The following is a 12,677-nucleotide window of genomic DNA, read 5'->3' as shown; positions in this document are numbered from 1 at the left end:
GTTTAGTTAATTTTTCACGGAGAAAATATATGAAAACCTTTTTCAGGAGCCTGTGGTTCCTGTTATTCAGCCTGTCTGCGGCCTCAGCTGCGGTACCGGGCTGGTCGATGAAACCTGAAAATTTCCATGCTCAGGTTCATGTCTGGCATGATGCGCCCGCAGAGGGGAAAGTTCGCCTGCTGCTGGACGTGACCCCCAATGAAGGGTGGAAAACCTACTGGCGAACCCCCGGTGACGGCGGCTTTCGGCCAACCATCGCGTGGGAACCGCAGGCAAAAACGCAGTGGCACTGGCCCCGGCCGGTCCGGTTTGATTCCGCCGGCTTCAGCTCAGTCGGCTACGATCGCCGCGTCGTGTTTCCGCTGGAAGTGACCACCGGCCAGCTGCAGCGATTGCGCGGAAAACTGACGCTTTCGCTGTGCAGCAATCTCTGCGTGGTCAATACCTTCCCGCTGGATATCAACCTGGCCTCCGGTTCGTCAGCGCACTTTGCCGAGGCCTGGGACAACGCGATGGGCGCTGTTCCGCCAGATAACGGCACTGTGGCTCTCAAATCCGTCACCGCTGACAATGACACGCTGACCGTCAAACTGACCTCGCCGGAGGGCTGGTCTCAGCCCGATCTCTTTCCTGACAACCCGACCGGGGTGAGTCTGTCGCCGCCGCAGACCGAGATCCTTGGTGACACGCTGACCGCCCGGTTTAGCGTCAGCGATAAGCAGGGCAAACCGCTGGAGGCCTCCCGGTTGCAGCAGCTTTCTCTGCTGGTCAGCAATGGTGAGCAGAGTCAGCAGCTTAGGGTTGATATCAGCCCGTCCACGATGCTATGGCAGATCATGGCCGTGGCGTTAGCGGGTGGCCTTATCCTCAACCTGATGCCCTGTGTTCTGCCTGTACTCGGGATAAAACTCGCATCACTGATGACCCTGGCAGAGAGTAGCCGCCGTCAGACGCGGCTGCGTTTTCTGGCAACGGCAGCTGGGATCATTTTCTCGTTTCTGGTGCTGGCGGCGGTCATTACCGGCCTGCGGCTGTCCGGTGCCTGGATTGGCTGGGGCTTCCAGTTCCAGAGCCCGTGGTTCATTGCCACTATGGTTCTGGTGACGTGGATTTTTTGTTTCAGCCTGGCCGGCCTGCTTGAGATCCGCCTCCCTTCCGGTCTGTCCACCCGGCTGGCTACCGCCGGTGGGAAGGGTATCGGCGGGAGTTTTCTTGAAGGCGCGTTTGCGACCCTGCTTGCCACCCCTTGCACGGCGCCATTCCTTGGCACTGCCGTGACGTTCGCGTTAGCGGCGCCCGTGCATCAGCTGTGGCTCATCTTTTTTGCGTTGGGTGTCGGAATGAGTCTTCCCTGGCTGGCAATCAGTATTTTTCCCGGCGTGGCGCGCTGGTTGCCTAAACCCGGCCCCTGGATGGGAAAACTGCGTCTGGGGCTGGTGCTCCTGATGCTGGGCTCCTGTCTCTGGTTGATGTCGCTGCTGGTGAAAGAGTGGGGCGCACGCTATGTGCTGATCGGTGGCGGTCTGATGGTGGCGTTTTTCCTTTTCCGCTGCGCGAAGGCCATGCCGAACCACCGGGAGAATCTGCGCAGCCTGGTGTTTGGCGTGCTGTTTGGTGCGGGACTGTATGCTTTTCTGGCTCCCCAGCCTCAGGGGAAGGACGACTCCCCCCTGAACTGGCAACCGCTCAGTGAAGCGGCGCTCAGCGAAGCGCTGAATGCCAGAAAGCGCGTGCTGGTGGATATTACCGCCGACTGGTGCCTGAACTGCCGGGTTAATGAAGTGCTGGTGCTTCATCGCCCCGAGGTGGTTGCTGCCTTAAACCGCGACGACGTTGTGCTGCTGCAGGGTAACTGGAGTCAGCCTTCTGCTGAAATCGAGCAATTCCTGCGCCGCTACGGCGCAAGCGGCATCCCTTTTAACGCCATTTTTGGCCCTGCAATTCCGCAGGGGCATGTTTTGCTCTCCCTTCTTAACAAAGACGCGCTGCTGACCACCCTGATGAGTGCGAGTGCGGCCACGTCACCTGATTTCACTGAGGAAAAATAATGAACAAGATCCTGTCACTGTTAATTCTGCTGATGAGTGCGACCACTCAGGCGCAGACCGCTGACTTACCTGAACCGGTTAAACAAATGGAGAAGCAGGGCATTGAAATTATTAAGCCGTTCAGCGCACCCGGAGGTGTGGAAGGGTGGTTGGGTAAATATCAGGACATGGGCGTCACGCTTTATCTCACCCCGGATAAAAAGCATGTGATCTCAGGCTATATGTATGATGCCGAGGGAAATAACCTGAGCGAGAAAATCATTAATGATGAGATTTATATTCCTGCCGGGCGCGAGATGTGGAAGCAGCTCACCGCCGCGCCAGGGATCGCCGAAGGCAGCGCGGACGCGAAGTGCCAGGTGGTTGTATTTGCCGATCCCTTCTGCCCCTACTGCAATAAGTTCTGGCACCAGGCCCAGCCTTTTATCAAAGATAAAAGCATCAGTACCAAAACGTTGCTGGTTGGCGTGATCCGCCCGGACAGTGCGCAGTACGCGGCGGCAATCCTCTCCGCGAAGGATCCGGCTAAAGTCTGGTATGACCTTGAGAGTAGCGACGGAAAAACAAAGCCGGCGCTGCAAGGTAGCACCCCGCCTGCCGTATTTAAGCAGATACAGCACAATCAGCAGCTTATGGAGCAGACAGGCGCCAGCGGTACGCCTGCCATTTATTACCTGAATAAGGCGCGTACTTTGCAACAAATCATCGGCTTGCCTGATGCTGAGCAAATGGCCGATCTGGTTGCCTGTAAATAAACCTCTCCGGTGATTAACCCTGTCCGCGACTTGCTAAAGATCGCGGACAGGCGGCGAAGTATGTTATTGGTACAGGGCTCTGCTGTCCTTTATGTCCCTGTTTTTGTCTGAGAGGTTTCCGTGTCTGCGGTTCGTATTGTGGTCCTGGCTTTTGAAGGAGTCAGTCTGTTTCAGCTTTCTGTGCCTGCCGTTGCCTTCGGCGTTGTGAATAAGCCCGCAGGTTTCCCGGCCTATGATGTGCAGTACTGTGCCCAGTCCCCGGGGCTTATCATCAGCGATCAAGGGCTACCGATTAGCGTTTCATCCGGTCTGGAGGCGATGGAGGAGGCCGATATTGTCGTGGTTCCGGCCTGGAAAGATCCGGAAGAAGAGGTGCCGGATGACATTATTGAGGCGCTGCAAGCCGCCAATGCGCAGGGGAAACCGATAGTCGGGTTTTGCCTAGGAGCCTTCGTACTCGGCGCTGCCGGGTTGCTTGCCGGGCGGGAGGCGACGACCCACTGGGTTGCCCGCGAGATTTTTGCCCGCCGTTTCCCTGACGCGAAGTTTCGACCGGATGTGCTGTATGTGACGGATGGCAATATCGTGACCTCCGCTGGCACCGTTGCGGCGTTTGATTGCTGCCTTGAGATGATCCGCCAGCAGCACGGCTCCGATATGGCTAACCGGATCGCCCGCCAGCTGGTCACGCCGCCGCACCGACAGGGCGGGCAGGCCCAGTATATAGAACAACCGGTTCCGCAACTGCCCTGCGTCGGACGACTGGTTGAAGTGCTTGAGTGGGCCCGGGAACATCTGTCTGAACCTTTAACCCTCGATATGCTGGCGGGCGTTGCGAAAATGAGCCGCCGTACATTTACCCGTCGCTTTCGCGACACCACCGGCACTACCGTCACTAAATGGTTAAATGCCGAGCGCGTGGCGCGGGCCCAGCAACTGCTGGAGATCACCGATCTGCCGGTAGAGTGCATTGCTTCTGAGGTGGGGTTTGGGACGCCGATGTCTTTACGTCTGCAGTTTACGGCGCACCTGGGCACCTCGCCTTCAGAATACCGGCGTACCTTCTGCCAGCGGCGCGGCACACAGGCCTGAATACATCCCAGCGATTGGCCCAATATTTTCTGATATTGTCATTCAGGTCAATTGTGCCCTGACGTTATTCTCCGCAAAATTTGTCGCCTGTGCGCTACGTCATCCAGACGTAGCCGCCTTATCATTTTGAGGAACGACAGTGTGAATCAGGTTATTTTTGGTACGCGCCGGGGCGGGGCTCCGGTTCCACTTTCCGTGCTGGACTTCGCTATGGCGGGAAAAGGGGTAACGGCGCATGAGGCGCTCTCGGGCAGCATCCGGCTTGCCCGTCTGGCTGATAAGCGTGGTTTTACCCGTTACTGGCTTGCGGAGCACCATGCCATGCCTGGCGTCACCACCCCTTCGCCGCCGTTATTGCTGGCGCGGTTAATTGGTGAAACGACCCATATCCGGCTTGGTGCGGGCGGGATGATGTTACCTAACTTTCCGCCGCTGGTGGTGGCTGAACAGTTCGGATTGCTGGCCTCCCTTGCGCCGGGGCGTATTGATCTGGGCGTCGGGCGTGCCCCGGGAACTGATATGGCCACGGCGTCGGCGCTGCGGCGCGGTGACGTGGGGGCAGACAGTTTCCCGAAACAACTTGATGAGTTAATGCACTTCCTGAAAGGCGATTTCCCGAAGGGGCATCCATGGCAAAAGGCCGGTGTGTATGCCGTTCCCGGCCCGCTGCAGGATAAAGAAAATGCGGTGCCAGGCGCGTATCAGCGCCCCCCCGTCTGGCTGCTGGGTTCTTCCGACTATTCCGCCCGACTGGCTGCGCAAATGGGGTATCCGTTTGCGTTTGCTGCGCATCTGGCCGATCAGAACGTCATGATGGCCATCAAGGTCTATCGCCAGAACTTCCGTCCTTCTGCAAATCTTGACCGGCCTTATGTTATTGCCAGTTTTGGCGTGATGGCCGCGGATGACCAAAATGAAGCCCGGCGTCAGGCGTGGGCCTATTCCCACGCGATGATGCGTATGAGCACAGGCCGCTCATTTATCGTCCCAACGCCGCAGGAAGCCGAAAACTACGGTTATTCTTCGGGAGAGTTGCAGCTGATTAAAATGTGGAATGCCAAAATCATGAGCGGCACCGGTAACCAGGTGGTTGACCAGCTGGCCGTCTGGCAACAGCGCATTGATGCTGATGAGATTATACTGCTGAATCTGGGGCACTCTCAGGAGGCAATTTATCGCTCGGCGGAACTGATTGCAGATGCCTATGATATGCCTGTCAACCTTTAACCACACCTATTAAAAAGCGTCCCTGAAAAGGGACGCTGGCACGGGATTACGCAGACAGATAGTCTGAGGTTGACTGGACTTTGCCATAGCCGAACTCAAATGCGGCCATCATGGCAGCATGAACCTGGGCCGCCGGTACCGTGACGCCGCCAAAGGACAGGTCAAGGGTGGCGCAGGCATCATGCAGGACGGTGACCGGGTAGCCCATATCTGCCGCCGCCCGCACACAGGCGTCCACACACATATGGCTCATCGCCCCCACGATAATCACCTCTTCAACACCTTTCGCATCGAGCTGCGCTTTTAAGTCTGTGTCGCGGAAGGAATTGATAAAATTCTTCACGATCACCGCTTCATCCGCCGCGGGTTTAACGGTTGGCTGGATCTCCACACCCGCAGTCCCGGGAACAAAAACCGGCGCTTCGCCATGAGCAAACTCATGACGAATATGGAATACGGGGATCCCTTTTGAACGTGCGTCAGCAATCGCAAGCGCTGCGTTATGCGCTGCTGCCTCGATGCCGGTCAGGGGTAATTTACCGGTTGGCAGATATTCGTTTTGCAGATCGATGACGATTAAACCGCGTTGTTTCATTATCTCATTCCTGTTTTATGGCTCATTGAAGCACAAGTTTGACAGCGAAAGGGAAGGGGCTGAAGTGGCGTAAACGACATATTAAGTGGCAATATCGCCATTTTATGCGATCTGTTCCTTTGCCTGGCTGGCGCTAAAGCGACGGCGATACTCCCCGGGGGTGAGCCCGACAATGCGGGTAAAAATTTTACGTAGGGCACCTGGATCGCTGTAGCCCACTTCCCACGCGATGCGATCAAATGAATCACTGCTGAACTGTAAAAGCTCCTGTGCCCGGCCAACACGAAGATGCTGACAATATTCCGTGCTGGTCATCCCGGTTGCCTTCTGAAAGCGGCGCAGAAACGTGCGCTCTTCTAATCCAGCCTGAGCCGCCAGGGTCGATAGGGTGACATCTTTTGCCTGGGTTGCCTGGAGCCAGTGTTGCACCTTAAGGACTGCCGTGTCGCCATGGGTCAGACACGGCGAGAAGACGCTGTAATAGCGTTGCTCGCGGCCGGGTGGATCGACAAGCAGCATGCGCGCGGTATCGATCATGACTGTCGGACCCAGCAGCCGATGCACTAATCGCAAACCGAGATCTGTCCAGGACATCAGCCCACCCGCGGTGATGATCTCACCGTCATCAATAATCAACTGATTCACGTCGACTTCTATGTCGGGGAAACGCTGGCTCAGTAAATCGGCATAGGCCCAGTGCGTAGTCATTTTCCGCCCGTTCATTAATCCTGTTGATGCCAGGACAAACGCACCAGCGCACACGGAACTCAGGATAACCCCCTGCTTGTGCAGACCGGTAAGCCATGACGTTAATGCCGGGTTCGCGTCAACGATGGCAGGCTCGCGTAAGGTCGGCGGGACGATCATCGCCGAGAGCAGCGTCGGGTCAGCTTCAGGTTCCGTATCAAAAACGCGCACCGGAAAGTCGTTCGGGCCAGGCTGCTGCCAGTGTGTGACTCTCAGCAGGTTCGCTTTATTTTCCTGATACTTTTGGGAAAACATGTTTGCCACACAAAAGAGATCGTTCAGCCCAAGCACGGCTGCCTGCTGAACGCCAGGGTAAAGATACAAACCAATTTCCAGCATAGTTACCTTCGCGCGCTGTCGTTATTGCCACTTAGAATGTCGTTTTCGACGCTTGTTACCTTAACACTGTGCAGACACACTGAGCAAAGATTCAGGTAGCTAATTGAAAGAGGTCGCTATGACAACGTTGCAAATGAACTGGAATGGATTAACACAAGGCTCAGGAACCATTGAAGCAGAAAAAATGACATTACCCGTCGCCATCCCGGCGCATTTTGGCGGTACAGGTAAGGGCGCAAACCCTAAGGAGTTGCTGGCGGCATCGGCGGCGTCCTGTTATTTGATGACCCTGGCTGCAATGCTGCAGGGACACAAAATTCCGGCATCAGGCATTAACATGACGACGGAATTAACGGGTGATAAACCTGCTGATATGCATATTTTGCACAGGGTTCAGATCCTGCTGCCGGAAGTCAACCTGGCGGATCTTAACCAACGCGTACAGGCGTTAATTCATAATGCGGATAAGTCATGCATGATCGGTAATTTAATTAAACAATCCGGCGTGCGAATTACGATAGAAGGCAAGGTTGCGCACTAAATCTGCGTCAGCACCGCTTTCGTTGAATCAGCGGGCAGCGCCTTGATTTCTCCCTGAATTCATAGATACTGTATAAATATACAGTTAAATGGATTTGAGACTATGCCGTTCATCCTTCCGCGCCTTACCGCGCCTGTTAACGAGCGCCAATAATCATGTTTGCGCTTGTCGACGTGAATAGCTTCTATGCCTCCTGCGAAACCGTGTTTCGCCCGGACCTGAAGGGGCGCCCGGTGGTGGTGCTGTCGAATAACGATGGCTGCGTTATCGCCCGCAGCGCCGAAGCGAAAGGGCTGGTGACCATGGGAGCACCGTATTTCAAGCAGCGAGACATTTTCCGCCGCCACGGTATTGTGACCTTCAGCAGTAACTACGAACTCTACGCCGATATGAGCCACCGGGTGATGACCACTCTGGAGGAGATCGCTCCCCGGGTCGAAATCTACTCCATCGATGAGGCCTTTTGCGATCTCACCGGGGTCAGTAATTGCCTCAATCTGGAAGCCTTTGGCCGCGAAATTCGGCAAACGCTGCTGCAACGTACGCATCTGACCGTCGGGGTCGGTATTGCCCCCACTAAAACCCTCGCCAAGCTGGCGAATTTCGCGGCGAAAAAATGGCAGCGGCAGACTGGCGGCGTGCTCGATTTATCCAGCGTCGAGCGGCAGCGTAAACTGATGGCGGCGCTGCCCGTCGAAGAGGTGTGGGGCGTCGGGCGGCGATTGAGTAAAAGGCTTGATGTCATGGGCATTAAAACCGTGCTGGATCTGGCCGATACCCACACCGCCGTTATCCGCAAACATTTCAGTGTGGTGCTGGAACGCACCGTGCGGGAGCTGCGCGGCGAGTCCTGCCTGGGGTTTGAAGAGTTTGCCCCACATAAGCAGGAGATTATCTGCTCCCGCTCGTTCGGCGAGCGGATCTCAGACTACGAGGCCATGCGCCAGGCCATCTGCAGCTATGCCGCCCGCGCCGCCGAAAAGCTGCGGGCCGAGCACCAGTACTGCCGCTTTATCTCCGCCTTCGTGAAGACCTCGCCGTTCGCGCTGAACGAGCCTTACTATGGCAACAGCGCCTCAGTCAAACTGCTGACGCCCACCGAGGACAGCCGGGATATTATTAACGCAGCAACGCGCTGTCTGGATGCCATCTGGCGAGAAGGGCTGCGCTATCAGAAAGCCGGGGTCATGCTGGGGGATTTTTACAGCCTTGGCGTCGCGCAGCTTAATCTGTTTGATGAAACGCCTCCCCGGCGCAACAGCGCAGAGCTGATGGCGGTCATCGACAAACTCAATAAAAAAAGAGGGGCACGGCACCCTCTGGTTTGCCGGGCAGGGCATCGAACAGCAATGGCAAATGAAAAGAGAGATGCTATCTCCGCGATATACCACGCGTTTTTCTGATTTATTACGGGTGAGATAACTCTTTATTTTTCGAATATTCTGGATATAGAAAAGAAATATAGGCGAAATGGGACGTTTTTATACGATATATCCCTGGTCGATTAATAATTACTGTATGGTGGTCTTTCTATTCACTTGCCCGGAGGGGCTATTCCCAACCTAAAATTTGAGTGCCCGGTTTGCACAAGTAAGCGATTTCGTTTTACCACGTTTAGCCTGACGCAAACCCAACCTCATGGTGCTGTTTGTTCCGTCTGCGGAACCCGACTCACCGCCCACTCATGCGTGCCACTCCCGAAAAGGAGACGCTGGCCAAAACAGGTTGTTTAAGTGTAAAGCGGGGGGCCGATTTGGCCCTCCTGAATATTATTTGCCGCTTCGCTTACGACACTTTTTTATATTTATAGGGTGTTAGTAAATTCCGGTAAATTACGGTTAGCAATATTATCGGCTTTATTTTACGCGCCGCTGATTTCATCAATCAATTCTGGCCCCTGATTTTTCACATTTCCCACCGCCTTTGTCACGGCATGCCAGTGGAACTGGTCTGCAGGTACTGCGCCGGTCCGGGCGATCTCTTCTGCTTCTTGCCCGTTCACCGTCTCGCGCAGCCATTCCCGCGCCGCCTCGGGCGTTAATACCAGCGGACGCCGATCGTGAATATCCACCAGCCCTTTATCCGCCTCGGCGGTGACGATCAGGAACCCTTCAGCCTCATCCCCGCGTTCAAACGGCGTGCTGCCGATGGCGGCCATAAAAATGGGTTGCCCGTCGGCGCGATAGAGAAAGTAAGGCTGCTTTTTATCTCCCTCTTTTTTCCACTCGAACCAGCCATCGGCAAAGACAATCGCCCGACCATGGTTCCACAGCGGTTTAAACATCCGGCTGCTGGCGGCGGTCTCCTGGCGGGCATTGATCAGCGGTGGCTTGTCCCACCAGCCGGGGGCGTAACCCCAGAATACCGGGTCGAGATGCAACAGATCCTCGCGCTCGCTGAGCAGCAATACTTTGGTGCCGGGCGCGACGTTATAGCGCCCGATAGGTTGCGGGTCGTAGGGAATATCGCACTCCGCTTCATCGGCCAGAAAGGCCAGATACTCTTCCCGGGTCTGCGCCTGGGCAAAACGTCCACACATAATCACCTCCGGTGTTTTACTTAACTATTATAGGTTGTGGAAGTTCCGGAAACGGGCAGGTTGCACTTGTGAGAGAGGGTATGACAGGAAAAATAATACTCACCATGCTGGCGTTTGCCGCGAACTCCGTCCTGTGTCGGGTGGCGCTGACCGGTGGATACATCGATCCGGCGACCTTTAGCGATGTGCGGATCGTCAGCGGTGCCCTGTTCCTGGTTGTTCTGATGAGCGTCAGAAAAAAGCCGGCATCAAAAATACATTATGACTGGCGCAGCGGCCTGGCCCTGACGCTGTATGTCCTTGCGATGTCCTGGTCCTATCTGCAGATCGATACCGGGACGGGGGCGCTGCTGCTGTTCGGCACCGTTCAGACGGCCATGGTCATCTACGGCTGGCGGCAGGGCGAAAACGTCGGCTTGCTGAAGGGGGGCGGGGCTGTTTCTGGCAGTGGCAGGCACGGTGCTGCTCCTGCTCCCCGGCGCGCATGCTCCGGAACCGACCAGTGCGCTGATGATGATCGGATCCGGGCTGGCCTGGGCGTACTACTCGGTGAAAGGGAAAAGCATGCCGGAGGCGATACCGGCAACGACGGGGAATTTTATTCTCGCCGTACCCTTCACCCTCATTCTCTCTCTATTGCCGTCCGTGGACAGATTTGCCAGCGCTCCCGGACTGTTGTTAGCCATGACGTCCGGGGCGCTGGCCTCAGGCGCGGCTTACGCCCTGTGGTATACGCTGCTGCCGAGGATGAAAGCCATGACCGCCAGCACGGTGCAGCTGAGCGTTCCCTGTCTTGCCACCCTTGGCGGCGTGGTACTGCTTGGCGAAACCTTCAGCCTGCGCATGCTGCTGTCGATGTGTGCCGTGCTGCTCGGCATCATGATGGTGATCCGGGCGGGCCGCGCCTGAGTAGATTATTTCTTCTCCCGCTGATGCTCGCTGATGGCCTGTGCCGCGCAGATCAAGGCAAGATGGCTCAGGCCCTGGGGCATGTTGCCGACCCACTCGCCGGTGCGGGTATCAAACATTTCATTGAAAGTTTCAACGTTGCCGCGGTGGCACAGCGTCTTAAGTATTTCATCCATGCTCTCTGTGGCAGCCGCCGGTTCGCCTATCGATGCCCAGGCCTCTGCCAGCCAGAATGAACAGGCAATAAAGGTGCTTTCTTCCTGCTCAACGCCGCTGTAGCGATAGACCATTGCGCTGTTATGGCCCAGCTGCTGGTGGATGGCCTGATAGGTCAGCTTCATGCGTTTCGGATCCACCTTCACACCGTAGCGTGAAACCAGCGCCAGCGAGGCATCCAGCTGCCCGCCGTCGCCGACGTAGAAGCAGTAGGACTGATGGGCTTCCGACCAGCAGTGCTCCTCAACCCAGTCGCGGATCCGGTCCCGCTCGCGTTCCCAGCGCGCCTTCCATGTGGGTTCGATATGGCTGTGCTCCGCCAGCACCACCGCGCAGTCCAGTGCCAGCCAGCAGGACATTTTCGAGTGGGTGTAATGACGCTCTTCCGGCAGCTCCCAGATCCCCGAGTCCTTCATACGCCAGCGGTCGGCGCACTGATTGGCAAGGTGCCCGAGGAAACGCGAGGTGCCCGTGTCCAGGATATGGCCCGCTTCGACAAACAGCTTTGCCACCCCAAGCATATCGGCATACATGCTCAGCTGACGCTGGTTGCGGGCGTTATTGCCCACCCGTACCGGCTGCGAATCCCGGTAGCCCTGCAGTTCCACGTACTTCTCTTCCGGAACCAGCTCGCCTTCGAGGGTATAGCAGGCCTGCATCTCCGGGCCGTGTTTGATAATGGTTTTCGACAGCCAGGAAAATGCCGCCTTACACTCTTCAAGGGTGCCCAGATAGGTAAAGGCTTTAATGATCAGGCAGGCATCTCTTACCCAGGCAAAGCGGTAGTCGTAGTTTTTCTTACCGCCAATCCCCTCCGGCAGGGAGGTCGTGGCCGCCGCGGCCAGCGCGCCGGTTGGCGAGTACCAGAGGAACTTCAGCGCCAGCGCGGAGCGGATGACGTGATCTTTATAGAGGCCATCGTATTTAAGCCCCTGCACCCAGTCCCGCCAGGCGGCATGGCTGGTTTCGATACGGTTATCAATCGCCTGAATGTCCGGCACGGCCAGCGGTTCGCTCTGGGTCACGAGAAGGGCGACAACCTCCCGGCTTCCCTTTTTAAGGGTGATCTCCGCCTCGATCTCCTCGTCATCGGCGTGGGTGATGACGACGTTTTCGCTGGTGTGCAGCATCGCCATCAGGTCGCCAATGTGGTAAACGCTGCCCTTGAAGGTGTCGGACCGCCAGGGCGAGCGGGTTTCGACCATCGTCCCGAAGCGCAGATGGAGCCGGAAAGGCACGGTGCCGCGCACGCCTTCCAGCCGCCGGGCCAGCTCGCTCCAGGGCAGACGCCCCGCCAGGGTACTGTTGATGGATTCGGTTAACAGCACCGTGCCGTCATCCGTCTCATAACGGGTTTCCAGCACGTTGCTGTCCTCGCGGTAGGCACGCGAGACGGTATAGTCGACCGCGGGCGTCAGGCTGAAAAACCCGCCGATCTTCGGGTCAAGCAGCCGGTCGAAAAGGGGCGGTGAGTCCAGATTGGGCGCGCTCCACCAGTCAATCGAGCCATCCGGAGCGATAAGCGCCACGGAGCGGCCCTCACCGATGGCGGCATAATCCCCCAGACCAATAAATCCTTCCTCGCGTAACGGCATTGTGTACTTAGCATTTTTCAAATGAGTCATCCCTTTAGTCTGGCGCAGCAGGCCGCGTTGTCTTCTCGTTACGG

The 12,677-nt window shown here is 56.7% G+C and carries 11 protein-coding genes and 1 pseudogene; 8 read left to right on the top strand and 4 right to left on the bottom strand.

Going from position 1 to position 12,677, the window contains the following annotated elements; translation table 11 throughout:
* The first annotated feature begins 29 nt into the window (after positions 1 to 29).
* From AAHB66_RS12210 to AAHB66_RS12195, 4 genes are all read left to right on the top strand, one after another.
* Entirely contained in the window at positions 30 to 2,048 is a 2,019-nt protein-coding gene (locus AAHB66_RS12210; protein WP_347113064.1) for a thioredoxin family protein, read from the top strand.
* Positions 2,049 to 2,080: 32 nt separating this feature from the next.
* Positions 2,081 to 2,803, top strand: a complete 723-nt coding sequence (dsbG, locus tag AAHB66_RS12205) for a thiol:disulfide interchange protein DsbG (RefSeq protein ID WP_347116472.1) — start codon at positions 2,081 to 2,083, stop codon at positions 2,801 to 2,803.
* 120 nt (positions 2,804 to 2,923) lie between these two features.
* Positions 2,924 to 3,895 carry a helix-turn-helix domain-containing protein gene (locus AAHB66_RS12200; protein ID WP_347113062.1) on the top strand — a complete coding sequence of 324 codons (972 nt, stop codon included), beginning with the start codon at positions 2,924 to 2,926 and terminating at the stop codon, positions 3,893 to 3,895.
* Positions 3,896 to 4,036: 141 nt separating this feature from the next.
* Positions 4,037 to 5,122, top strand: a complete 1,086-nt coding sequence (locus AAHB66_RS12195; RefSeq protein WP_347113060.1) for an LLM class flavin-dependent oxidoreductase — start codon at positions 4,037 to 4,039, stop codon at positions 5,120 to 5,122.
* Between the two features lie 46 nt (positions 5,123 to 5,168).
* On the opposite strand, the gene AAHB66_RS12190 is transcribed toward AAHB66_RS12195, so the two are convergent.
* Positions 5,169 to 5,717 carry a cysteine hydrolase family protein gene (locus AAHB66_RS12190; protein ID WP_347113059.1) on the bottom strand — a complete coding sequence of 183 codons (549 nt, stop codon included), beginning with the start codon at positions 5,715 to 5,717 and terminating at the stop codon, positions 5,169 to 5,171.
* Between the two features lie 102 nt (positions 5,718 to 5,819).
* The gene (locus tag AAHB66_RS12185; protein ID WP_347113058.1) at positions 5,820 to 6,803 is read right to left on the bottom strand and encodes a GlxA family transcriptional regulator; all 984 of its coding nucleotides are present in this window, start codon (positions 6,801 to 6,803) and stop codon (positions 5,820 to 5,822) included.
* Between the two features lie 118 nt (positions 6,804 to 6,921).
* On the opposite strand from AAHB66_RS12185, the gene AAHB66_RS12180 reads away from it, so the two are divergent.
* From AAHB66_RS12180 to AAHB66_RS12170, 3 genes and pseudogenes are all read left to right on the top strand, one after another.
* Positions 6,922 to 7,344: an OsmC family protein gene (locus AAHB66_RS12180; protein WP_347113056.1), complete on the top strand. Its 423-nt coding sequence runs from the start codon at positions 6,922 to 6,924 to the stop codon at positions 7,342 to 7,344.
* 155 nt (positions 7,345 to 7,499) lie between these two features.
* Positions 7,500 to 8,672 (top strand): annotated as a pseudogene (umuC, locus tag AAHB66_RS12175) (translesion error-prone DNA polymerase V subunit UmuC); the annotation flags it as partial.
* Positions 8,638 to 8,766, top strand: a complete 129-nt coding sequence (locus tag AAHB66_RS12170) for a DUF4113 domain-containing protein (RefSeq protein ID WP_347116471.1) — start codon at positions 8,638 to 8,640, stop codon at positions 8,764 to 8,766. The pseudogene umuC and the gene AAHB66_RS12170, both read left to right, overlap by 35 nt.
* Before the next feature lie 439 nt (positions 8,767 to 9,205).
* On the opposite strand, the gene AAHB66_RS12165 is transcribed toward AAHB66_RS12170, so the two are convergent.
* The gene (locus tag AAHB66_RS12165) at positions 9,206 to 9,883 is read right to left on the bottom strand and encodes an SOS response-associated peptidase (protein ID WP_347113055.1); all 678 of its coding nucleotides are present in this window, start codon (positions 9,881 to 9,883) and stop codon (positions 9,206 to 9,208) included.
* A gap of 459 nt (positions 9,884 to 10,342) precedes the next feature.
* Between AAHB66_RS12165 and AAHB66_RS12160 the strand changes: the two genes are divergently transcribed.
* Positions 10,343 to 10,792 carry a DMT family transporter gene (locus AAHB66_RS12160; protein ID WP_347113054.1) on the top strand — a complete coding sequence of 150 codons (450 nt, stop codon included), beginning with the start codon at positions 10,343 to 10,345 and terminating at the stop codon, positions 10,790 to 10,792.
* A 5-nt stretch (positions 10,793 to 10,797) separates the two neighbouring features.
* Here the strand turns inward: AAHB66_RS12160 and AAHB66_RS12155 are convergent, their stop codons facing one another.
* Positions 10,798 to 12,624: a glycoside hydrolase family 15 protein gene (locus tag AAHB66_RS12155; protein WP_347113053.1), complete on the bottom strand. Its 1,827-nt coding sequence runs from the start codon at positions 12,622 to 12,624 to the stop codon at positions 10,798 to 10,800.
* Positions 12,625 to 12,677 lie beyond the last annotated feature (53 nt).

This window comes from Leclercia sp. S52 (assembly GCF_039727615.1).
GTDB classification, from domain to species: Bacteria; Pseudomonadota; Gammaproteobacteria; order Enterobacterales; family Enterobacteriaceae; genus Enterobacter; species Enterobacter adecarboxylatus_B.
The sequence above is the reverse complement of the archived record's forward strand: the minus strand, read 5'-3'. Positions and strand labels throughout refer to the sequence as shown.